A 23760-nucleotide genomic window follows, 5' to 3' on the forward strand; every position below is an offset into this window, starting at 1 on the left:
TATCAATCCTCCGCCTTGGAAATAAATGTAGCAAGTCTGCATATATTTAAAAAGTTGTCTATATTACCTCCTGTTTTCCAAAATAACTTTTTCATTATCTGGTAATTTCTTTCAATAAAATCTTTTTTCTTTTCTTTTGAGCCATTATAAGACCTATCAAGAAGCCGTTTAAGTTCCACATCAAAAATAGCCCCTGTTCCAATAAATACGCCTTTATCATTTTTCATTCGCACAAATTCACTCTCCAATTTTTGAATAAAACCTTTTGCAATGTATCCTTCTTTATTATCTTTATCTTTATTATTTTCATCAAAGGCATTTACAAGTTCATTAATTAACTCAATGGTGTTAATTTTTTTATTGTTTTCATCATAGCTCCACTTAGCTACTATTTCTCTTTCTTCTCCTGAACGCTTCATTAAACATATCGCAAAAGCGTCTTTACCATTCTCTTTTGCTTTCTTCTCCATTTCAAAAACTTTTCTTATAACAATTTGAAGGGGGGTCTTATAATGAGCAATTACAACCCCTGCTGATGCAGTAGCCTTGGGTCCCATAGTTAGAATAAATTTTTCGTCTTTTTCAACAAATCCACTGCTTTCAATCAAATATCCTTTTTCTGAATTTACTATTATTCTTCCATTTTCAATTTTTATATTTCCTGATAAAGCCCATCTTAATTTATCCATAACTTCAAACAGATCCTTCAAATTTACAAACGCAAGGACATCATCACCACCAGCATAGACAAGTTTACCAAGATGGTCTTCTTCAACTATTTTCCTCACAAATTCAAGGGCATAATTTCTCAGGGCTGTTGATATTGAAGCATGAATTGCTGGAGTTAGTAGCTTTCGAGATAAAATCTCATTTAACTTTTTCTTAAATTCTTCAGACATCTTTGTCCATGTTTCAGAATTATAAGCGTATTGAATATTAGGCAAGAATTCTCCAGAAAGCCATTTTCCCATATTATCTACATCAAGGTGTATAATAGCGTAATATGATTTGGGTTTATCTATTTTGTTATAAAGTGCCTTTAAATGTTCTTTCAATTGCTTAATTTCATCCACACTCAGTGAAATTCCTAGTTCCTTTTCAAAATACCTTTGAGTTATATTTTCTTCATAGAAATATTGTCCATCAGGGTTTTCTATATCTTTAAATTTTTCTTTCGGTTTAGGAAGGGGTTCTACTTTTAAGAATTTATTCTTTAAACTTTCTTTCAATTTCTCTACATACCTTCTAAATTCATCCTTTGCTTGGAGTATTGCCTTCTCTTTCCAATCCGCACACGCAATTTCAGCAGTTGAAGGAAAAGTTAGTTTATCAAATACACTCTCCGAAATTTCTTTCTTAAGATATAATTCAAAAGTCCTTTTTAAAAAACAAATTGCGCATAAACCTTCACCATCTGAAAGAAATTTAGGATCTATAGATTCTGTCAAATCAACAGCAATTGTATTAAAACTTGTAAATTTTATTTTGTTTTTACTCTCCCAGAAGAAAACTACATCTCTTTCCCCACAAACACTACACTTTCTACCTTTTTCTTCCATTCCTTTCTCATACTGTTTAAACAATCTTAAATTTTTTCTTGCTCCCATTAATTTCTCAAGGGCAGAATATAAAAGTTCATATAATAGCCCTACATTTGGAAAACATTCAACATTTTTGGGTTCTTTTTTGCCATCTTTTTCTATAGACTCATTAGCAAAATCCCATAATTCTTTATGTCGCTTTATTATTTTTTCTTCAAACAAAACCTTTAAATCGTCATAAGAAACATCTCTACCTTTAATTTTCCAAGGTAAAGCAACCCAGTATATTTCAGGAAATTCGGAGAGTTGAGAATTGATTTTTTCATTAATTTCCTTTGTAAATTGCTGATTGATTTTGAGTTCCTTAAAAATGATATCTTTAGCAGAATTTATAGTTTCCTTAATTTTCTTCTTCATCTCATTCGCAAGATTTTTGATTTCTCCACAATCATTTTCAGGTATTAAAGCAACAAATCTATTCGGGATAGTTGGAAGTTGTAGGTCAGATTCTTTATATTCTTTCACTGCTATTTTTAAATTTTTTTGCATCCACCAGTCCATTAGCGGTTGTCTATATAAGTCTGGATAAATTATGTTTGTTGGGCCAAATTTTTCTATTAAAACCTCCATCGCTTTAAAAGTAAGAAATGAAAGGATAAAACTTCCCATATAAAAATCCTGAGTCTTTCTTGCCTGAGAGATAAAAAATTGCACAGGTCCAATAGTAAATAAAAAAAGTGAGTTATTTTGAATTAGTAAATCAGTTTCTTTATCAAACCAAGCATTAACTGCTGATGTTATTTTTAGGTGCTCCCATATAGAATGGTCAGGAATTCTTGTATCTGCTGGAAGTACTGACAAATATTTTCGCCAAGATTGACCTTTTGATTTTTCAATTAACTCCTCTTGCAAATTTCTCCATAAATATAAAAATTTCTGTTTATCATTTAAAGATGAGACTTTTTCACCAATGCTTTCAAAAACATTTTCAGTTATCTGAAAAATTTCTTTTTTATTATTTTCTGATATTGAAATTTTTATTTCTTTTTCACTTAATGGATGCCTAATTTCGTTAAAGTCCTGATAAACCTTTTCCTTTGGAAGCAAACTCCTTTCCATACAAGATGCAATATGGTCAGGCCCGACAGCTTCTTCAATATCACTTATACCAAGTTTCTCTGCGTATTTTCGGGCTCTATTTTCGTGATCTTTAATATCTAAACATTTATCAATCGGGTCGTGGAGAAAGGCTTTAAGTTTTTTTGGAAAAATATTTTTATCTTCTTTCATGACTTTTCTCCCTTAATAATTTTGTAAAGTTCCTTAAAAGCCTCAAGATAATTTTCTTTTATTCTTTCAAATATAATTCTTGATTCTTCCGAGGCATAAGTATGAACTAGTTCATTTCTATCCTCAATCATTTCAAGCCAAATCTTCTCATCTTTAATTAGATTGTTTTCATAAGCATACTTGAAACAATCTCTGGGGTTTTTGCATATTATACCTTTGTCTGCAAGCCATTCTTTGATAAGTTTCCATGAGATCTCGTAACAAAGTTCGAACCTTTTAATAGCTCCATCTATTTCTATGTCTGTACTTGCTATATTTACTGCTTCATCAAGATTTTTTAAAGCCTTTTCAAAATCTTCAAAATATCTTTTAACCCTTTCTCTCATAAATAATAACCCCTTCTTTTTTTATTTTTTCATGCAATTTCTGGTCAACTTTATTTAAGTTAACAATGTCAATGTTTAGTTCAGGAAAACTCAAAGGTCTGTCAATATCCACTGCTATATCAATATCCGATTTTTTATAAGCATCTCCTCTTGCCCTTGACCCAAAAAGGATAATTTTTTTAGGATTTGTCTCTTTTTTAATTTTTTCTATAATGTTATCAAGAACCTTAGGTTTTGATAGGATAAATTCTTCTCCATAATCGTTTTTCAGGACATTCCAGAACTCATCTATCAATCTATAATCAGGCTTTTGTGAATCTTTAATAGTTGAATTTTTTCTTTCCACATTTAATAAAACTTTCCCCTCTTCAAGAAATTCTCCAGACAATCTTAAAACCATCCAGTAAAATTTCCCCTGCGATTTTATAACCTTAATCCAAAGAGGTGAGCTTCTTCTTTCAATTTTTTCTTTTATTTTATTATTTTTATCAAAATTACCACCTAAAACTATTGTATCAGAACTTCTGTGGAGCACTGGCAATCCAAAAACCGCTGAATCAAAGATTTCTTTTTTGTGTCTGGTTCTGAAATCCATAAAGATTTTTCCAATATCATGTAATGCCTCACTCCATGAAGTAAAATTTTTCTTGCTAATAATAAATCTTGAAAAACTTAGATTTGAATAAGATACTGCAAATTTTTCTGGCTTTTCGTCGCCTGTAATCATTTTGCAGGCTTTTTTAAGATTTTCTATTATCCAATTGGCAATCTCTTTTGAAGTGTTCCCTTTAGTAATGAAATCAAGTCCAAAATCATTTTCAGGATTGTTTAAAACAATTATATTCCCTCCTCCCCTCCTTGCCCTTGTTCCAAAACCGCCAAGATAAATTGAAAGCCATAAGGCCGCGAGTGCTTGTTTGAATTCATTTTTGGTAAAAGAGGAAAGCTTTAATTCAAAGAGATATCCAGGCTTGATATAACTTCTTTCTCGATTTAATAAAACAGTGGAGTAGAGTAAATATCCTATACCAGCGTCTTCCCCTATAAGAGAATTAGAGGTTTTATCGAATCTCCAGTTTAAATTATAATCCAATTTTAAGTTATTTCCTATATTGCTTTCTAAGTTACTACAAAAGACTTTTATCTTAACTTTACTTCTTCCTTCTTTTTCCCCTGTTCCACCAAAAATTTTAGCTTCTTCTTCTCTTAATTTATCAATATCATCTTCCGCCTTAATTGCCCTCCACCACCATCGCATCATCCCTTTAAATTCTGAAGTTCTAAGTTCTGGAGTTTTTCCATCTGCCCCAGCCATAAACATAGGGGTTATAACTTCACATTCAAATTTAATTGAATACATCTTTATTCCTCCTCATCATATCCCAAATTCTTTCTTTTCTTTTATATTTAATCACCTTTTTTGTCCCTTTCTGACATCTCTTCTCTAATTTCTCTTAAGGTTTTGAGTTCCAAAACTGGTTTATATAAACCCTCTTCTTTTTCGTAATTATAAATCATGCCATCTGCATAATGACCAAAGGCAAGCCCTACGAGAAAGGCTATGGCAACAGGGCAGGAAAAGAAGAAATGGAATCTTGTAAAGGAGCGCTCTCGTCTTAGGTCCTGAAGATAGCTTGCAGCCTCAGCTGAAACCTTAAGAAAAGCTGAAACAGGAAGATTCCCCTTGTATTCTGTTTCCAAAACGGCAAAAGATGGATTTTCAACCCTTTCAAGGATATATTTTCTGACATCTGCAAGAGGCTCGTGATGAGAAAAATTGAAAATCACCACAAGTTCGTCTCCCTGTTCTTCATAATAGGGTTTCAGGTATTCGTATTTGTTTAAACGCATTTTTAGAATTCGGGGAGAGGTAACTTGAATAGGATGATAGCCAGGGCGTCCCTCAAGGGTCTGATAGTGATAAAAGATAAAGGGGTCAAAATGTGAGAAAAGAATGCCAAGGGAAAAGGCAAAAGCAACTGCTCCTCTTATCCCAAGATGAAAAACCTTGCCACCTGGAAGATTATTTTTTAAATACTGAATTTTATTATAAAAAATCCTGGCAAAGGTCTCCCAATCCTCTTTTTTGCTAAGTTTTCCCGTGATTAAGAAAAAATCTTCTTTTTTCAAATTATAGAATAATTCAAGACCATCAAGAAAAGACAGCCTCCCATATTCTTTTTCAAACTCGCAGGCATTAAAGAAGGAGCTAAATTCTTCTTGCCCTGAAGAGGTTACATAGAAAGGAAGGTCCCAGGAGTCTCTTTCAAGATAAGCTTTAATAGTCTCAAAGTTTTTCACTTTTACTGGACTTATAAGAGTAAGCCCCCTTTCTTTGCAGTACCTTTCTTTTTCAGTCTCATGGTCAACAGGAAGAATCATTCCTTTTGAGTTAACCTTTCCAGTAAAACGAAGATGTCTTGGAGGCGTGGTTTTTACGGCAAGAGAAACAAGCAGTGGTAATTGAAAGCTTTCTCCGGTGAAATGGTCTTCAAAAAAGACGGCAAAGTTCTTTTCTATAAGCTTCTTAATCACCTGAAGTTTTTTCTTAATTTCAGGGAGATTGGTAATGAGTTTTTTGGTATGGGGTATAACAAGAGCCCTTGATTCCTTAACTTTAAAAGGATAACTAAAAGAGGGCTCAATAAGAAGAATGGGAAAAATTCTGGCTTCTCCTTGAAGAATCTTTTCTGAAGACTCATAGTCTATTTTTAAGGCACGAGAAAGCACCCTTGGGGAAAGCTCATCCTTAAACCTTTCTCTTAGATAAAGAATGAGCTCAAGCTGAATCTTTGGAGAAAAGTGGTAAAAGTAGGCTAAAACCTCCTCTATTAAGTCATCAAAAAGACTCTGTTTTAAAAATTCAAGAAAGTGCTCCTCTTCAAAGGCATCAAATCTGAACCTCAAGATGCTCCTCCAAAAAGGTATAATTTGGTAAAAGAGGAAGCTCAATTTTTAGTTTGTCTTTTTCAAGAAGCCCCTCAAAGAGGAGATGACCCTTCAGCTTAATCACCACTTTTTTGCCCACGGCTTCCACAGGTAAATAAAGAGTTAAAATGGCCTTGTTTTCAGGGGACTCTTCCACAATGCCAAACCAGTTCTTTCCTCTAAAGACCTTTTTAGATGAGGCAGCAAGGGCATAGGCGTATTCAGCAAGGTCTTCTGCAGCCTTAAAATCAAAAGAAATCTCTTGAGGAGCCTCCCAATAAGCCTCAAGATCTTCAAGGGCTGTGAAAAGACTTGCGGTGTTAAAAGGAGCGAGAAGACGCATTAAGTCCTCAAGATATTCCTTGGTTGTGCCTGTAATTTTTTCAAGAGGAGTGTTTTCGGCAAATTCTTTAAATTTCTCAATATTACCCTGTGGTAAAGTACCAATCAATTCAGTATACTTTTCTAAAAACTCTTCTGTCAGATAGACCCAAAAGGGAAGACCGGCAATAAGCGTCCTTTGACGCGGAATTTGCAACATAGGAGTATCCTTATTAATAAAACTCAACTCTATATCCTCAGAAAAGGGCATACACATATAAATGAATTCCTGATAAAACTGGGTTTTCTCTAAAAGAACAAAGTAAAGGGGATAAGTGGCAGAAAGACGCCTTAATTGATAAGGTTCAGGAGAAGTTTTTTTGCTAACTTCAAAAATTTTAAAATCCTTCATCAAAACCCTCATATCCTTAAGTATATCCCGAAGAACAGACTGTTTACTTTTTCCTTTATTAATCTTGCTAACCATGACAATCCTTAATTTTTATGCAATTTCACCGTCTCCACCATTTCTCTACTATTTAACATAACCACCTTTTTTGCAAATTTCTGACAAAACCCTCTCCCAAAATTCTGAAACCTCTTGCTGGTCCTCCAAATCAAGATCAGCAAGGAGTTCTTTCAACTTAGGTTTAAGCCTCTCCCATCTTTTATAATGTAAATTCATCTCTTTTTTACTAAACCCTTTTGCCTTTTCATAAAGTTTAAGAAGATATAGACAGAGAGTTTCCTTTTCTTTCTCATTTAAAGCCTCATCAAGCCTTACCAAAAGGTCCTGAATTTTTAACTCACAGAGATAGTTCACAAAAACAGGAGAGAAACTCTCAAGAAAATTAATCTCTTCCCCTTCTTCTGGATCATTAGTTGCTAATTCTTCAAGATTCTTTTCTTTCTCAATCAGCTTGAACTCTGAAGAAAGGTGAAGGTAAATAACATTGGAAATGGTTCGCATGAGATAAAGCTCGTTAAGAAAATCAAGTTTCAAAAGGGTTTCTTTATATAAAAGCAATCGTTTTATTACTTCCTGAGAGAGGTCATCTAAGTAGTCAGATCCATAGTATTTTATAAAAAGCTTTTCTATTTGAGGAGTAAAGGCTTGATTGAAAACCCGTTTAATCAATTTTTGCAGAGTTTTTAAAAAGCTCTCCCACTCCTTTTGGCTTAATTGATTTTGTAAAAGTTTTTCAATTTGTGGCTTTAAATCCTTCATTTATTTTTTAAAAAACTCTTCAAGAAAGTCAAGGTCTTCACAGGGACCACAAAAATAGATTTTTTCAATCAAATCAAGTCTTTTTAATTTAATCTCTGGAATTTTTCTTTCTCTATTTAACAATATAAAGGAAAAATCGTAAAAATGGAATTCTTTGCAGCGCCTTTTCTTTTCAGGACAAAGATTAAGATTAACAAAGTTAATGGTGGGGAGAGAGGTCAAGAATACGAAAACAAAGTCCCTCTTTGAATCCTTCCAAAAAATACAGGGTCTAAATCTTCTTCCCTTTTTTGTGCCAAGGTCAACCGCAAAGGTTTTTTCAAATTCTTGAAGAATTGGTCTGTTAAGAATTCCGAGAAACTTTTTACCTTCACTTAGGCGGGGCAAAAGCTTTTTAAAAGGAAGCTCAGCAATCCTTTTCAAAGGGTCCTCTTAATAAGTGTTATTTCTTAGGATATTATATTCAAATGATTTCCATAGGCAAGATCCAAAATGTCAGATTTTCAGAAAAAATCTAATTATATAAAATAGTAAAAATACCAAAGGAGGAGCTGACAACAGTTGATAATTTGTTGACAAAACTGTACAGTTATATTATAATTGTTATCAATGTTATTAACTGCACAAAAAGTAAAAGAGCTTTACGGCATTCACAGGAATACACTCTTGAACTGGGAAAAAGAGGACTTCTTAAGTCTATAAAAACACCTGGAGGCAAGAGAAGATACAAAAAGGAAGACGTAGAGAATTTACTCGGTATACTTGAAGAAAACCCCAGGCCCAGAGTAGTTCTTTATGCTCGAGTTTCCACGAAAAAGCAGAAAGATTACCTCACTAACCAGATAAGGAGACTTGAAAACTTTGCAAAGTCAAAAGGATGGAACTACGAAGTTATTTCAGAGATAGCAAGCGGAGTAAACGAGAACAGAAGACAGCTCAGAAAGCTTCTTAACATGGTAAAAAGGGGAGAGGTGGAAAAAGTAGTGTTGAATACCCTGATAGACTTGCAAGGTTTGGGTATGAGTATCTTAAGTTTTTCTTCGAAAGCTTTGGAGTGGAGTTGATAGTTTTGAATGGTGAGGAAAACGAAGAGGATAGAACTAAAGAACTTGCAGAAGATTTAATAGCAATAGTTACCTCTTTTGCGGCAAGAGTTTACGGTTCACTTGGAGGGAAAAAGCGAAATGATAACGCTATCCTCCCGACTGGGATTTAGAAAGACAAAAGAAGAGGAAGAAGTATTGGAGCTTATGCGAAATTTTTCGTCCTGTACGAGATATGCATACAACAGGCTTCTTGAAGGGTGGGAAAGAAAAGAACTGAAAAAACATCTGCAATCAGTATTTCCCCTCAATTCAAGATACTGTGACGATGCCATAATGAAGGCTAATGAGTCTTTAAAGGGCTGTAAAGAGAGAGGACAGAATCCGAAAAAGGTCGTGTTTGGAGGAAGGGAGTTATTTGAAAAACTCCACAAAAGGCATCTAACAGGGAAAAGGTTAGAGGAGTTAAGAAAAAAGTGGAAAGAGAAAAGACAGGGAACGACATATTCAAGAGGAGACAGAGCAAAAAAAGGAAACTTAAACCTGAGATTTGTTTTCATAGAGGGAGAGCTATGCTTAAGGATTAATACGGGTAAGGGAAATTACGTATACGCAAAGGTTTACAGAAATGTTCAGAAAGGAAGAGCGGACAGAGATAAGTGGGTTAACTTTATTGAGATTCTTCTCATTGGAGAAGCCACAAAAAATTACGTTCCTTATTCGGTTGAGCTTAAGAAGAGGAATGGAAAAATTTATGCATTTGTAAGCTTTGAAGAGAAACTACCAGAAGTAGAAATAACGAAAGAGAGTGGAGTTATAGGAATAGACGTAAATGCAAGCCCCTTTCACCTGGCTTATGCAGAAGTAGGTAAAGATGGAAACCTCAAAAGCTATGGAAAGATAAGTTTAGATTGTCTTATAGATAAGAGCAAAGGGGAGAGGGAAATACTTTCCTGGAAAGTAGCTCACAGTATCGTCAACTTAGCCAAAGAAAAGCAAAGAGCAATTGTAATAGAAAATCTCAGAAAAATACCTAAAGGAAGCAGGGGAGACGTAAGAAGGAAACTGAGAAAGAGGTTACAGCAGTTTATCTACAGGGGAATACTTGAGAAGATAGAAGTTCTAGCAAAAAGAAGTGGAATAGAGGTTATCAAAGTAGATCCTGCATTTACTTCAGTAATAGGGGAACTTAAGTATGCTCCACAATACGGCATTGATAAGGACGTGGCAGGAGCATTCGTAATAGGTAGAAGAGGAATGGGATTTAGAGAAGAGATACCTGAAAACTATTTAAAACTTTTAAATAGGAAAGACTTTTTGATGTATTGCTTATACAGGTTGGAAGAGAGAAAAGAAGAATTAAAGGAAAAATTAAGAAAAGAAACCAACAAGTGGAAGCAAAATCCAATAAAAGAAGAGCTTAAGAAAATAAACTTTGATATAAAGATCGTAAGGAAAGAAATTGAAAGATTAAAAAGCCCTGAGAGTGATCTAGCTTCCCAACATCAGGCCTCTGGAGGGAACAAGCCTGTGAGGGGTCCCGTTGAGGGACAAAAAAGCTGGAGAGTTCTCAGGGCAGTCCTCACCTTCCCTTTCCTTGGGAAGTCTTTTGCAAGAGACTTCTCTCCCCTCAAACCGGTATTGGTTGAGGGGAAGTGGGAGAGGGTGGTGAAGAGACGAGTTCCTGTACCTGGTGCAGGGACGACTGCACAGCTCACTAATGTGCAGTTTGGATAACCAGGTGGTGCTATGCAAAAGGATTTTATCAAAAAAGGTGCTACTTTGATGCTTGCCTTAAGTCTACTTTCAGGTTGTGCCAGCTATACAACCCAGAGTTTTAATCCTACACCTGAGCATCCCTATGCAGTCAGTCAGGAGAAAGGAGAACTTAAGGTCCTTGCAGTGCCTGTAGTTTCCAAGGAAGATGCAAAGAGAATCTTTGACAGGGATGACCTTGCAAGAAAAGGCTTTGTCCCAATTCATGTCACAGTGACCAATCTCTCTCCAAACTCCTACACTTTAAGTAAAGTGTACTTAAAGTCTTCAGATGGAAAAGTATTTTCTCAGCTTGATGCCAATAAGGCAGCTGATAGTGTGAAAAAAGGTGTGGTTGGAAGGGCTGTTGGTTGGTTATTACTTGCTGGACCAATTGGAGCTGGAATCTCTGCTGCTCACTCTGCCTCGGTTAACGAAAAAATATTCCAAGACTTAGTAAATAAACAATTTAAAGCTTCAATGATTAACGCACGAGACATCGCAAGTGGATATCTTTATTTTGAAGTTCCCGAGAATACAGAGTCCCTTGATGGATATAAGCTTGTTCTTGAGTTTAAAGGCTCTCAAGACCTTGTTATGGAGATTCCTCTTAAAGGAAAGATTACAGCTAAATAAAGAGAATTTAGTTAAAAGGGAGGGGTTGCTATGTCTGTGAGGGTTAAACTTCTTTTGACTTATCTACTTCTTGCTATCTTAATTTTCCAGCTCTCAGGGTGTGCAACCATTCCTGAAGCTATTGAACACAGGGACTTAAGGGTGGGGCTAAAAATGACTGATACTATTTTTCTTGACCCGGTAAAAAGGGCGCAAAACAAAACCATTTATGTGGAGGTGAGAAACACCTCAGACCTTCAAGAAGTCAATCCTGAAATGGTCAAAACAAGGCTCGTTGAAAAGCTTAAGGCCAAGGGTTATCAGATTGTTGAAAATCCCCTTGAGGCAGGCTACATTCTTCAAATAAATATTCTTTACATGGATTATTATAGAAAGACTGGGGCAAAAGGAGGTGCTACAACTGGAGCTGTAGTTGGTGCACTTGCAGGAGCTGGGGCAGGAGGTGGAAGGGATGTTGAGGCTCTAATTCTTGCTGCAGCAGGAGCTGCCCTTGGATATGTGGGAGGCGCTGTAATTGGGTCTGCCATAAAGATTGAGACCTATGCTGGAGTAATTGATGTGCAGTTGCAGGAAAAGACTGATAAACCCATGGTTGGAGAACTTCGCACTGAGGCCAAACAGGGCACTTCTACCACTCTCGTTACAACTCAGGAAGTGAAGACCAATTATCAGACCTATCGCACAAGAATTGCCGCAACCGCTATAAAGACGAACTTGAAGAAAGAAGAGGCAGCACCAGTCATTGCTGAAAAACTTGCTACTCAGGTCGCAGAAATTTTTTAATTCTCTAACTCCTTTCAGGAGGGATCCCTTCCCTCCTTTTTTACATTCCAGCTCGCAGGAGGTTTAGCCTATGAAAAAGGGTGTTTTTAAAAAAGAAAGTTATTTTCTCTTACTTTTATTCTTTTTACTCTCACTTTTTTATAAGGTTTCTGAAGTAAAAGCTGATACAATAAAGTTTTCATTTGAGGAATGTGAAAACCTTGTTAAAAAAATTTCTGAAGCTCAAGATAAATTGAGAAAATTTATTGAAGCCAAAAATTTCAATGTGACCTACAGGAATCTTTCACCAGAAGAGAAAAACTTTTTCAAAGAGACTCTTAAAGCCTATATTACTGATAAGGAGCTTTTTAATAAGGTCTGCTATAGGTATTATGTTTTTCCTGCAAAGAAGGTAGAAGAGCTTGACCACTTGGTGCTCTTTCTTGGAAATTATGCCTGCTCTTATGGCTTTCTTAGAAAGGATTATGCATTACGGGTTTTTTCCTGGGACTTTCCTGCCTACTTTTTTGACCTTAAGGTAAAGGATGGTCTTGATGTAAAATACCTTGCCTTTGATAAACCTTGGGGAGAACCCTGTAACAAAGCCTTTAAAGAATTTTCCAAAAAGTATCTCTCTGGCTATGAAACAAAAGCTCTTTTCTGTAAAATAAACGAAAATAGTATTATTTGTCCCAGGTTTCATCTTGAAAAGTCCTTTGACTTTACTTATGAAAAGCTTCCCGTAATAGAAAGAAAAATTTTATATAAAGACCCTTCCACCGGGAAAGAGATTGAAAAAACATATAAAGAGCCTGAAAAAATTGTTTACTTTTCAGATGAAGACCTTGAGATAATTCACAAAGAAGGAGTTTCAATACTTGGTTTTCTTTTTACAGGAGAATTAAAGTACTCATACGACCAAAAACTTTTCAAACTTGATGAAAACTTAAAATTGCATCCTTATCAAGTTAATTGGATTATTTTTAGGTTGTTCTATTCAGAAGAGCCCTTTAACTGGTTAAGAAGAGAACTTGGTTTGAGGGGTTTGTTAAAGAAAGATTAAATAAACCTCCATTTATGTAGGAGTGATAACTGGTAAGTGTAGAACTTGATTTTTTTAAAAAAAGTGATGTAAAAAATTTAAAGTTGGCAGTTTTAAGAGAGTTTTTAGGTTAAGCTCTTTGACAATTAAATAGCATCTTTCTCTTTCTATCCTCTTATGTAATTTTTTTACCTTCCCCTCCTCTAAAGAGATTTTTTTCTGCTTAATTGATTTATCTACTATTTTTGTTATACTAAGAATTAAAAAACGGAAACAAAATGAAAAAGATTTTTTACACATTATTACAGCCTTTGCAGTTTTTACGATTACAACGGGTATTTCTTACGCAAAAGAGGTAGCTTTTACGCAAAAATAGGTTCACAACCTGCCGAAGGTCTCCAAGTAAAAACTTTATTTTTCTCCTAACAAGTGGTGAGAGTTAAGTTCTATGAAGAAAAGTTTTGATAGACCTTTATAGGGGAAGTAATTTATATTTAAGTTGGTGAAATTTAATAAAAATTTAATAAATTATTAAAATTTTCAAAATTTTTAAACAAAACTATAAATTATTAATTTTTTTCTAAATTTTTTTCAATTTTTAAAAGTTGACTTTTAAAAAGTTCTATGATATTTTAAACAAAAATCTTATTCCAAATAAAATTTCTATATGTTTTGTAAAAATTTTTTGAATTTTTCAGAAAAGTGGAAAAAGCTTTTTTTTAGTTTATTAATTTTTATATTGTTATTAACAAATTCAACAAATTTGGTTATAGCTTCAGAAGATTCAAATATACCTAATATAGATGCTATTGGTGCTGTAGTTATAGATGGGAATACAGGTAAAGTTCTTTTTGCTAAAAATCCTCATCTAAAAATTCCTCCTGCAAGTACTGTAAAATTAGTAACAGCTATGGTAGTTCTTGACCACCTTTCTTTATCTGATAAAGTTAGAATATCCAAAAATGCAGCTCAAACACCAAGTATTGCTCCTAAATTATACGAAAACGAAGTTTATACAGTAAAAGATCTTCTATATCTTATGCTTATGAAATCTTCCAATCAGGCAGCTGTAGCTCTTGCCGAAGCTGTAGCTGGTTCAGAAAGTAATTTTTCAATTTTAATGAATAAAAAGGTTTATAGCCTTGGTCTTAAAAATTCACATTTTGTTACAGCCTCTGGATTACCTGCTCCTGATCAGTATACCACACCCTATGAACTTGCCATAATATTTTATGAAGCTTTGAAATATCCTTTTATAAAAGAAGTCATAAATACTCCTGTAAAAATAATTACTTCTGAAAATGGAAGAACTTTAGTTATTAAAAATACTAATAAACTTTTAGGTGATCCAGAATTGGGAGAGGAAAATGTAATTGGAGGAAAAACAGGTTTTACAAGATTATCTAAACATTGTTTGGTTAACGGAGTTTACATAAAAGATAGATTAATTATAACCTCTATATTAGGAGCTCCCACACGGGATTCTCTATGGAAGGATTCTAAAAATCTTATAAATTTTGCAAAATTAGTTCTAACTCATCAAGCAGCGCCAATTTATTTAACCACAGTTGTAAATAGCAGTGTGTTAGTAAGCAATGGATATAGATATCCAAAACTCCAGTCTAAAATTCACAAAAAATACAAAAAAGAGTATTCTAAAAAAAGAGCTCATAAGAAAAAAATTATAGTTAAGTTAAAAAAAAGAACTTTTGTAGTAAAAAATTTAAAATCTAAAAAACATATCAAATCTTAGAGATCTAAAATTAGAGGCTCCCTTATGCATATAGCGGTTATAGGTGCAGGTTATGTAGGAGTTGTCTCAGGTGCTTGCTTAGCAGATTTTGGAATGAAAGTTATCTGTGTAGATAAAGATAAAGAAAAAATTGAAATGTTAAAAGAAGGGGAAATTCCCTTTTATGAACCAGGATTAGAAGAATTAGTTAAAAAAAATTTAAAAGCAGGAAGACTTTATTTTACTACAAATCTTGAAGAGGCGGTCAAAAATTCCTTAGTTATTTTTATTTGTGTAGGAACTCCCTCAAATCCTGACGGTTCTGCAGATTTAACTCAAATTAAAGAAGTAGCACTTTCTTTAGCAGAAGTAATAGATGAGTATAAAGTTATTGTTACAAAAAGCACAGTTCCAGTTGGGACTAATCGCTGGATAAAATCCCTTATTGATGCTAATAAAAAAAGTGATGTAGCCGTAGATATAATTTCTAATCCCGAATTTTTAAGAGAAGGAGCAGCAATTGAAGATTTTATGCACCCAGATAGGGTAATAATAGGTGGAGAAAGTGCTTATGCGATAGCTATTATAAAAGATATTTATCGTCCCCTTTATTTAGCAGAAACTCCTTTTATCATTACCAATCTTGAAACTGCAGAACTTATCAAATATGCTTCTAATGCCTTTTTAGCAACTAAAATAACCTTTATAAATGAAATTGCTAATTTTTGTGAAAAAGTAGGAGCTGATGTAACAGTGGTTGCTCAGGGTATGGGACTTGATCCAAGAATTGGAGTAAAGTTTTTAAATCCTGGTCCAGGATTTGGAGGATCTTGTTTTCCAAAAGATGTTAAAGCTTTAGTTCATCACGGAAGATCAGTGGGTTCACCCTTTAAAATTTTAGAAGCTGTCCTTGAGGTTAACGAAAGGCAAAAACTTAGAGCAATAGAAAAATTAGAAACATTTTTGAGAGATTTATCCGAAAAAACAATAGCCATTTTTGGTCTTTCTTTTAAACCAAATACAAGCGATGTCAGAGAAAGTCCTGCTCTTGTAATAGTTCCTGAGCTTATAAAAAGGGGAGCTAAAGTAAAAGTCTATGATCCTGTGGCTATGGAAGAATTTAAAAAGGCTATAGGAAACTTGAATATAGAATATTCAAATACTCCTTTAGAGTGTGCTAAAGATTCTGATGCTATAATAATTCTTACAGAATGGAATGAATTTAGGTTTCTTGATCTCTCCCAGATTAAAAAAGTTATGAAAACACCTATTTTAATAGATATGAGAAATATTTATGAACCTTCTATAGTTAAAAAACTCGGCTTTAGTTATTCAGGTATAGGTAGAACTTAAAACTCCTGTAAAAATTCCTGTATAAAGGGGTTGTTTTTCTTTTCTTCTCCTATGGTAGAGACAGGCTTTGGTCCGTAATCATGCCCTGGATAAATTTTGGTATCATCAGGAAGAACGAGAAGCTTTTTTATAATTGAATCCATCATCTGAAAATAATTACCTCCAGGAAGATCAGCTCTACCAACAGCTTCTACAAATAGGGTATCTCCTGTAAAAAGAATTTTATGTTTTTCATTATAAAAACAGCTTGAACCAGGAGAATGCCCAGGTGTGTGTATCACTCTTAAATTTTCTTTCCCAAATTCAATTATATCTCCCTCTTCCAAAACCTTATCTGCTTTTGGATTTTCTGGAAATCCCCAGGACTTAAACATAGAAAAATTGACAGGATCTCTAAAAAATTCGTCATCCAATTTATGCACCATATAAGGTACTTTTAATTCCTTTCTTAGATATTCTACACCCGCTACATGATCAGCATGGGCATGAGTTCCAAGAATTGCAACAATTTTTAAACCAAGCTTTTTTACTTTATCAACTATTCTTGGATCTGCATCACCTGGATCAATTATAACCCCTTCTTTGGTTTCAGCACAATAAACTATGTAACAACAAACCTCTAAGGGCCCAACTATTAAACTTTCAACCTTCATTTTAAGACCTCTTCAAATTTTTTAAAAATTTTTTTAACAACCTCTTCAGGAGAAGCTTTATCCGTATCTATTCTTATATGAGAAAATTTTTCATAAAGGGGAATTCTTTCTTTTAAAACTTCTGTTATTTCTTTTTCCAAATCTAAATTTTTAAGAACTGGTCTCTGAGAGGCAGTTTTTTCATCCTCTTTTATTCTTTTTAAAATTACATCAGTTGAAGCGTATAACCACACTACTAAACTTTTTTTGGATAAAGCTTCCAATTCTTCTTGGTGGTATACACTTCCTCCCCCAAGAGCAACAACCACATTTTTTAAATTTTCAAGCCTTTTCATTTCCTCTTTTTCTAACCTTCTAAAGTATTCCCATCCTTTTTCTTCAACCATTTTTTTTATAGTTTTTTTCTCCTTTCTCTGAATCTCTGTATCAAGATCAATAAAATTCCATCCCAAAATTTTAGCCAATTTTTCACCTATAGTCGTTTTCCCTACACATCTAAATCCTATTAATACAATTTTATTCATAAATCCTTTCTAAATATTCCCAAAATTCTGGAAAAGACTTGGTAACACATTCTGGATTTTCTATTTTTATACCTCCTACTTTTAAACCAAGAATGGCAAAAGACATAGCTATACGATGATCATCATAAGTATTAATAATTGCTGGTTTAAGTTCTTTATTTCCTTCAATTATAGCACCATCTGGTAACTCTTCAGCTTTAACTCCAAGTTTTCTTAGCTCTGTAACCATTGCTTTTATACGATCTGTTTCTTTGTAACGAAGATGCGGAGCTCCTTTAAGAATAGTTTTACCTTCTGCCACAGCACCTAAAATACACATAGTAGGGAATAAATCAGGGGTATCACTTAGATTTAATTCAACCCCTCTAAGTATACCTTCAAATCCTACTTTTACTCCTAAAGGACTTAAAACTTCTACCTTTGCTCCCATTTTCTTTATATACTCTAAAAACTTTATGTCTCCTTGCTTAGAAAAGGGATTATAATTTTCTACAATTACTTCACCACATCCTAAAATAAGGGGAAGAGCTAAAAAGTAAGAAGCAGTTGAAGCATCTGCCTCAACTTCATAATTTGTAGCCTTATAATTTGAAGCAGGAACTTTTAAGGTGTTTTCAGAAAAGCTAACCTCTACTCCATAAATTTTCATAACATCAATAGTAAGCTCTACATAAGCTTTTGATACGAGATCTCCATCAATGGTAAGACTTAAACCCTTGGGTAAATATGGTCCTATAAGAAGAAGTGCTGAAATAAACTGGCTACTTATGTTTCCTGGAAGAATAAGATTTTGAGAAATAAGTTTTGATTCTCTTACCCTTACAGGTAAAAAACCTTCTTTTTCAAGGCATTCAATATGGGCAGAAAGTTTTTTGAGACTTTCAATTAAAGGACCCATAGGTCTTTCGTGAAGCCTTGGTTTTCCATAAATTTCTACATAACTACCCTTACCAAGAGAAGAAAGAGCAATAAAAAATCTTGCTCCCGTTCCGTTATTACCTAAATAGATTCTTTTTTCCAAAAGCAAAGGAGGAAATTTTCCTTCTACCCTCCACACATTCTTTTCTTCATTTACTTTTACTCCTACATCTTCTAAAGCCTTTTTCAATAAAAGCGTATCTTCACTTTTTAAAGGATTAACAATTTGAGAAATGCCTTTAGCAAGGGCACTACATATCAAAGCCCTTTGAGTTAAACTTTTAGAAGTAGGAAGTTTGATAGAGAGTTTTTTAAAACTTTTTAAAGGTTTAATCTCTTTTAAGCCCATTTGATTTCCTTTTCCAATTTTTTAACCTCTTCGTAAATGACTTTTTTCATAAGTTCTACTGGAGGCTCAATGCCTGTCCAGAGTTTAAATTGTTCTACTCCTTGATAAAGAAGCATTTTAAGTCCGTCAATTATTTTTTTATTATATTTTTCTGCTATAGACAAAAACCTTGTTTTCAAAGGTAAATAAATTAAGTCCATAGCTACTTCAAAACGAGAAATAACTTTTTCTTCTACTGGGGTTTCCCAAGATCTTAGTCCTACACTTGTTGTTTGAATTATAACCTCTCCGAAGGCATTTTCTAACTCTTCCCAAGGTTTGGCAACTATTCCAAATTTTTTTTCTAAAATTATAGCTTTTTCAAAGGTACGATTATAAACAAAAATTTCTTTTGCTCCTCCCTTTATAAGAGCGTAAATAACAGCTTTAGAAGCTCCTCCTGCCCCTATTACAACAACTCTTTTATCTTTAAGTTCAACCCCACTCTCTTCAAAAGCCTTTAAAACCCCTATCCAATCCGTATTGTATCCCTTTAAAATACCTTCCCTATTCAAAACTGTATTTACTGCTCCGATTTCTTCAGCAACCTCATCTATCTCATCTAAGTATTCCATAATTTTTTCTTTATGAGGAATAGTTATAGATACTCCCTTTATATTCAAAGCTCTTATCCCTTCTACAGCTTTAGCTAAGTCTAAAGGTTTTACCTGAAAAGCTCCATATACTGCTTTTATGTTTTTCTCTTTAAATGCAAGATTATGCATTAAAGGGGATAAAGAGTGACTTACAGGATCTCCAATAATTCCATATACTTCATACATATTCTGTTATCCTATTATTTCTTTAAGTGTATTATAAATTTTCTTGGCAGATTTTATGTCAAATTGTCCAGGAGCAACCATCTCTTTTTTTGAAAAAATAACATAAGTAAAAGGTGAACCGCAAAATAAGGATAAAATTCTGCTCAATCTACCTTTTTCTCCCATACCAAAACTTATTAACTCTATTCCCATTTCTTTTGCTTTAAAGATAAGATTAAGAAGCCTAAAGGATTCTTCCAAGGTTTTACACATACAAACTATTTTTGCCCTTTTTATTCCTCTTTTTTTCATCTCCGAAAGAAGTTTAATTAAATATCTCTCAGACGGAAGCTCTTCAAAATTATGATAAGATACAAGAATTTTATTAAAATCAAAACCTTCAAGTTTGAAAAAAAAAAATCTCTAAGTAGTTTCCATTCTATATCAACGAGATAAAAATCTTTTCTAATAGCCCAAAGTAGCCACTTTAACCTGAATTCGTCAGATATCCTCTTATAACCACCCTCTTCATAACTTCTAAAAGTGAACAGAAACCTATAAGGAAGTTTAATAAGACTTTCTAATTTTGGAATTTCTGAATCTTCCAAATAATCAGCTCTTATTTCAAAAAGATCAGTATATTTAGAGGCTTTTTTTATTTTTTTAACAATACCTTCGTAGCTTTTTTCTGCTAAAGTAAGACAAAACATTAAATACTAATTTTAGAAAGATAATTGTAAATCATTTGATCATAGCTACTTGTCAGTTTAAAAACTTTTTTTGCCAATTCTAATCTTGTTTTTAAGGTTGTATTTCCATACTTTTTTATCTCTTCAAGGACCTTAGAATAATCCTGAGGATCAACAACTACAGTAACATATTTAAAATTTTTAGCTCCTGCTCTTATCAAAGTTGGTCCGCCGATGTCAATATTTTCTATAGCTGTATCGAGATCTGCTTCTTTTTCAACAACCTTTTCAAAAGCATAAAGATTAACCACAATAAGATCTATTGATTTAATACCAAGTTTTTTTACAGTTTCTACATGAGTTTCGTTATCTCTTTTAAATAAAATTCCTCCGTGAACTTTCGGATGAAGTGTTTTTACTCTTCCTTCAAGTATTTCTGGAAAACCTGTTACTTCAGAAACATCAATAACCTTTACTCCTCCTTCTCTTAAAACCCTTGCAGTTCCACCGGTTGAAATAATTTCAATACCAAGATTTTCAAGTTCTTTAGCAAATTCTACGATGCCTGTTTTGTCTGTAACACTTATTAGAGCTCTTTCTATTCTGTCCTTCATTTTTCTCTCCTATGATACTCCAATTTCTTCATCAGTTAAATAACAAGCTGGATCAGGAGCCCATATATCTCCTGTTACTGCTTCAGCCCTTGCTCTAAAATTGCCAGCACAGAGATCAAGAAATCTACACTTAGCACATCTTCCTTTAACATATTTTTTCTTTTCTTTTAGTTTTGCCATAAGTGGATTTGAAGTATCCATCCATATTTCACTAAAGGGTCTTTCTCTTACATTCCCAAATGAAAAGGTACGCCAGAATTGGTCTGCATAAACTGTTCCATCCCAAGAAACGCAACCTATTCCAACTCCACTATTATTCCCTCCATTTATTTTAAGAAGCTCATATACTTCTTCTGCCTTAGGATGATTCTCTCTTTTCATCCTTAAATAAAGATATGGTCCATCAGCGTGATTATCAACTGTTAAAACTTCGGTTTTTATACCCTTTTCGTGAAGTTCTTTAGTTTTGTCAATAATATAATCTACCCAATAACGCGTTTCTTCATGGGTAAGATCTTGTTCTATAAGTTTAGATCCTCTACCAGAGTAAACTAAATGATAAAAACATATTCTTGGAATCTTCAAATTTTCAACGAGTTCAAAAACTTTAGGTATTTCTTTAGCATTAATTTTACTCATAGTAAATCTTAGTCCAACTTTAAGATTCTCTTTTTTGCAGGCTTCAATAGCTGAGATCACTTTTTCAAAAGCCCCTTTAACACCTCTAAATTTATCGTGAACTTCTTTCCATCCATCAAGACTTATACCTACATAGGATACACCAATTTTTTTAAGTTCTTTAGCAAGTAAATCATCTATGAGGACTCCATTTGTAGAAATTACAGTTCTTAAGCCTAAGCTAACTGCTTTATTGAGCAAATCAAGAATGTCAGGCCTAACCAGAGGTTCTCCGCCTGAGAAAAGAATTACAGGAGAGCCAAAACGAGAAAGATCTTCAAGAAGCTTAAAACCTTCTTCAGTTGAAAGTTCATCTGGTGCTGGGTTGTTGTCAGCTTTAGCATAACAATGAATACATCTTAAATTACAAGCTCTTGTAACATTCCATACCACAACAGGTTTTTTATCCTTGGACAAAGTCTTTCCATATCTTATATGATCAAGAGCCTCAACCGCGCCACAATAAAGTTTAGATATACTTATCATAGGTTACCTCACTTGTTTAACCATTTTTTTAATTTCTCTATTATCTCTTTTTCATCAAAAGGACAAAAAATTATATCATCTGCTCCACAATCTTTAGCCTTTAATTCTTCTTCTTTATATTTACATTTACAAATAGCTAAAACAGGTATATCCTTTGTTTTTTCATTAGATTTCAAAAGTAGTGTTACCGCAAAACCATCAAGAAGTGGTAAATCCTTTTCTAAAATAATAAGTTTTGGCTTTTCCTTTTTAGCAAGCTCTAATAAAGTTTCTCCATCTTCTATAATTTTATATTTTATTTTAAATTCTTCTAAAATTTTAGCTAATTTATTGTAAAGACTCTCAGAAAGAGCTAAATATATCATTTAATCATTTTCAAACTAAAAGATATTCTTTTATAAACGCTTCTATATCTTTAAAAGCTAAAGAATTTATATAAATTATGTCTTTTCCGCGTATCTCTTTTAAATAATTTACACTATACTCTAATTTAGACATTATATTTTCACAATATGCAAATACTTCTAAATTATTTTTAATCGTTACTTCTAATATATTATCTATAGCATCTTCAGTAAAAACTATTTTGATAAAATTTTTTCTTTCAAATGCCGTTTCATAACTTTTAATCTGTCTCCAGATAGACAAAATTTCTTCAACAGCCTCATTTACCTCTATATCTTTTTCTTTATAAAGCTTAAATATCAACTCTAATCTTTTGGGTGTAATTTCCAATTTTCTTTCTTGTAAAAACCTTTGTCTATTTACTAAGTAATTTTCTACCCTTCTTTTTTCATCCTCCAAAGCCTTGTAATAATTTTCTTTCCATTTTGAACTATAAGGGGAATCATTCATAGCTGATAAAACACCATAAGGATCTTCAACGACTTCTTTGGTAACTCCTAAGAAGTTTAAAGATAAGGATGGAAGAGTTCTTTCAAAAGGAATAAGAATCTTTTCTAAAATGCGTGCTAAAGCTCTGGCACCTGTATTTTCTTTATAGGCTATTTTAGCTATTTCTCTTAAGGCAGAATCAGTAAAAGCAAGGTCTATATCGTAAACTTTAAAATCTCTTTTTTTGTTTATTAATATAGGATCATTAGGATTAGCAAGAATTTCGTATAATTCTTCCTCTGTTAAAGGTTCAAAAACTGCTATAACAGGAAATCTACCTACAAATTCTCTTTCAAATCCATAATTAACAAGATCTTCAGGAGTAACAAACTTCAAATAATTAATTTTAATTTCTTCTTTACTTTCTATTTCAGAAATAAAGCCTAAACCCTGTTTTTTAATTCTTTTTTTGATAATTTCTTCCAGCCCCTGAAATGCTCCGCTTACAATAAAGAGAACATATTTTGTATTAAGGGTAATCTTTTTTCTTTTTGCTCTTCCTGAAGTATCTGAAACTTCAAAGAGGTTATAACTATCTTGAGGAAGTTTAATTTCTACCTCTGTTTCTTCTAAAGGTTTTAATAAGGCTCTCTGAACACCTGTTCTTGAAATATCAGGACCTATCGTTTCTCCAGAAGATGCAATTTTATCAATCTCATCCAGAAAAACTATCCCAAATCGAGCTTTTTCTAAATCTCCATTGGCTTCCCAATATAAATCTCTTATCAGATCCTCTATATCTCCACCTACATAACCAGTTTCACTAAATTTGGTAGCATCACCCTTAACAAAGGGAACACCAATTTTTTTAGCAATAAGCTTTATCATATAAGTTTTTCCTACACCTGAAGGTCCTATAATAAATATGTTATTTTTTATAAATTCTATCTTATCTTCTCTACCATAATTTAAAAGAAAATTTTTAATCTTATGAAAATGAGTGCAGATCTTAGTTGAAATAATAGCCTTGGCTTCCCTCTGCCCAACTATATATTCATCAAGATAAGCTTCAAGTTCCGCGGGTTTAAGATTAAACTCATAAAAGGATTTATAACTTTTTGAAGGTTCAATCTTCTCTATTTTATATTTAGGCGTTTTAAGCATAACAAGAATTAATATACGTCCTTTTTTAAAAAAG

23 protein-coding genes and 1 pseudogene are annotated in these 23760 nt (G+C 33.2%); 7 read left to right on the plus strand and 17 right to left on the minus strand.

What is annotated here, in order from left to right; translation table 11 throughout:
* Positions 1-2: 2 nt before the first annotated feature.
* From cas10 to ACLGLP_RS07815, 7 genes are all read right to left on the minus strand, one after another.
* On the minus strand, positions 3-2831 hold the full coding sequence (gene cas10 / locus ACLGLP_RS07785; RefSeq protein ID WP_492112715.1) for a type III-B CRISPR-associated protein Cas10/Cmr2: 2829 nt from the start codon (positions 2829-2831) through the stop codon (positions 3-5).
* Positions 2828-3217: an HI0074 family nucleotidyltransferase substrate-binding subunit gene (locus tag ACLGLP_RS07790; protein ID WP_492112716.1), complete on the minus strand. Its 390-nt coding sequence runs from the start codon at positions 3215-3217 to the stop codon at positions 2828-2830. Before ACLGLP_RS07790 ends, cas10 begins: the two co-directional genes overlap by 4 nt.
* Positions 3201-4577: a type III-B CRISPR module RAMP protein Cmr1 gene (gene cmr1, locus ACLGLP_RS07795; RefSeq protein ID WP_492112717.1), complete on the minus strand. Its 1377-nt coding sequence runs from the start codon at positions 4575-4577 to the stop codon at positions 3201-3203. Before cmr1 ends, ACLGLP_RS07790 begins: the two co-directional genes overlap by 17 nt.
* A 47-nt stretch (positions 4578-4624) precedes the next feature.
* The gene (locus ACLGLP_RS07800; protein ID WP_492112718.1) at positions 4625-6124 is read right to left on the minus strand and encodes an SAVED domain-containing protein; all 1500 of its coding nucleotides are present in this window, start codon (positions 6122-6124) and stop codon (positions 4625-4627) included.
* Positions 6108-6878, minus strand: coding sequence for a hypothetical protein (locus tag ACLGLP_RS07805; RefSeq protein WP_492112719.1), 771 nt, complete (start codon positions 6876-6878; stop codon positions 6108-6110). Before ACLGLP_RS07805 ends, ACLGLP_RS07800 begins: the two co-directional genes overlap by 17 nt.
* 123 nt (positions 6879-7001) lie before the next feature.
* Complete coding sequence (locus tag ACLGLP_RS07810; RefSeq protein WP_492112720.1) at positions 7002-7694, minus strand: hypothetical protein; 693 nt, start codon at positions 7692-7694, stop codon at positions 7002-7004.
* The gene (locus ACLGLP_RS07815; RefSeq protein ID WP_492112721.1) at positions 7695-8117 is read right to left on the minus strand and encodes a hypothetical protein; all 423 of its coding nucleotides are present in this window, start codon (positions 8115-8117) and stop codon (positions 7695-7697) included.
* 186 nt (positions 8118-8303) lie between these two features.
* Between ACLGLP_RS07815 and ACLGLP_RS07820 the strand changes: the two are divergent.
* The 7 genes and pseudogenes from ACLGLP_RS07820 (at position 8304) to ACLGLP_RS07850 (ending at position 16017) form a co-directional block, all read left to right on the plus strand.
* A pseudogene (locus tag ACLGLP_RS07820) lies at positions 8304-8910 on the plus strand (IS607 family transposase).
* A complete protein-coding gene (locus ACLGLP_RS07825) occupies positions 8879-10474 on the plus strand; it encodes an IS200/IS605 family accessory protein TnpB-related protein (RefSeq protein ID WP_492112722.1) in 1596 nt (531 codons plus the stop codon). Before ACLGLP_RS07820 ends, ACLGLP_RS07825 begins: the two are co-directional and overlap by 32 nt.
* Before the next feature lie 12 nt (positions 10475-10486).
* On the plus strand, positions 10487-11128 hold the full coding sequence (locus ACLGLP_RS07830) for a hypothetical protein (protein ID WP_492112723.1): 642 nt from the start codon (positions 10487-10489) through the stop codon (positions 11126-11128).
* A 30-nt stretch (positions 11129-11158) separates the two neighbouring features.
* Positions 11159-11911 carry a complement resistance protein TraT gene (locus ACLGLP_RS07835; protein ID WP_492112724.1) on the plus strand — a complete coding sequence of 251 codons (753 nt, stop codon included), beginning with the start codon at positions 11159-11161 and terminating at the stop codon, positions 11909-11911.
* A 70-nt stretch (positions 11912-11981) separates the two neighbouring features.
* The gene (locus ACLGLP_RS07840; protein ID WP_492112725.1) at positions 11982-12953 is read left to right on the plus strand and encodes a hypothetical protein; all 972 of its coding nucleotides are present in this window, start codon (positions 11982-11984) and stop codon (positions 12951-12953) included.
* A gap of 646 nt (positions 12954-13599) precedes the next feature.
* Positions 13600-14685 (plus strand): D-alanyl-D-alanine carboxypeptidase family protein, encoded by a 1086-nt coding sequence (locus ACLGLP_RS07845; protein ID WP_492112726.1) that lies wholly within the window; start codon positions 13600-13602, stop codon positions 14683-14685.
* A 24-nt stretch (positions 14686-14709) separates the two neighbouring features.
* Positions 14710-16017 (plus strand): UDP-glucose dehydrogenase family protein, encoded by a 1308-nt coding sequence (locus ACLGLP_RS07850; RefSeq protein ID WP_492112727.1) that lies wholly within the window; start codon positions 14710-14712, stop codon positions 16015-16017.
* On the opposite strand, the gene ACLGLP_RS07855 is transcribed toward ACLGLP_RS07850, so the two are convergent.
* Genes ACLGLP_RS07855 through ACLGLP_RS07900 form a run of 10 tightly spaced genes read right to left on the minus strand, consistent with a single transcriptional unit; the run spans position 16014 to position 23726 of the window.
* The gene (locus tag ACLGLP_RS07855; RefSeq protein WP_492112728.1) at positions 16014-16670 is read right to left on the minus strand and encodes an MBL fold metallo-hydrolase; all 657 of its coding nucleotides are present in this window, start codon (positions 16668-16670) and stop codon (positions 16014-16016) included. The genes ACLGLP_RS07850 and ACLGLP_RS07855 overlap by 4 nt on opposite strands.
* Positions 16667-17194, minus strand: coding sequence for a shikimate kinase (locus ACLGLP_RS07860; protein WP_492112729.1), 528 nt, complete (start codon positions 17192-17194; stop codon positions 16667-16669). The genes ACLGLP_RS07855 and ACLGLP_RS07860 overlap by 4 nt, the downstream gene beginning before the upstream one ends.
* A complete protein-coding gene (gene aroA, locus ACLGLP_RS07865; protein WP_492112730.1) occupies positions 17187-18461 on the minus strand; it encodes a 3-phosphoshikimate 1-carboxyvinyltransferase in 1275 nt (424 codons plus the stop codon). The genes ACLGLP_RS07860 and aroA overlap by 8 nt, the downstream gene beginning before the upstream one ends.
* Positions 18452-19282 (minus strand): shikimate dehydrogenase, encoded by an 831-nt coding sequence (locus tag ACLGLP_RS07870; RefSeq protein ID WP_492112731.1) that lies wholly within the window; start codon positions 19280-19282, stop codon positions 18452-18454. The genes aroA and ACLGLP_RS07870 overlap by 10 nt, the downstream gene beginning before the upstream one ends.
* Before the next feature lie 6 nt (positions 19283-19288).
* Positions 19289-19642 (minus strand): type I 3-dehydroquinate dehydratase, encoded by a 354-nt coding sequence (locus ACLGLP_RS07875; protein WP_492113743.1) that lies wholly within the window; start codon positions 19640-19642, stop codon positions 19289-19291.
* Positions 19591-19971, minus strand: a complete 381-nt coding sequence (locus ACLGLP_RS07880) for a type I 3-dehydroquinate dehydratase (protein ID WP_492112732.1) — start codon at positions 19969-19971, stop codon at positions 19591-19593. Before ACLGLP_RS07880 ends, ACLGLP_RS07875 begins: the two co-directional genes overlap by 52 nt.
* Positions 19971-20564: an IMP cyclohydrolase gene (locus ACLGLP_RS07885; protein ID WP_492112733.1), complete on the minus strand. Its 594-nt coding sequence runs from the start codon at positions 20562-20564 to the stop codon at positions 19971-19973. Before ACLGLP_RS07885 ends, ACLGLP_RS07880 begins: the two co-directional genes overlap by 1 nt.
* 9 nt (positions 20565-20573) lie before the next feature.
* Complete coding sequence (locus tag ACLGLP_RS07890) at positions 20574-21728, minus strand: radical SAM protein (RefSeq protein ID WP_492112734.1); 1155 nt, start codon at positions 21726-21728, stop codon at positions 20574-20576.
* A gap of 8 nt (positions 21729-21736) precedes the next feature.
* On the minus strand, positions 21737-22093 hold the full coding sequence (locus ACLGLP_RS07895) for a response regulator (RefSeq protein ID WP_492112735.1): 357 nt from the start codon (positions 22091-22093) through the stop codon (positions 21737-21739).
* A 10-nt stretch (positions 22094-22103) separates the two neighbouring features.
* Entirely contained in the window at positions 22104-23726 is a 1623-nt protein-coding gene (locus ACLGLP_RS07900; RefSeq protein ID WP_492112736.1) for an AAA family ATPase, read from the minus strand.
* Between the last annotated feature and the right edge of the window lie 34 nt (positions 23727-23760).

This window comes from Caldimicrobium sp. SLHALR3, assembly GCF_058692735.1.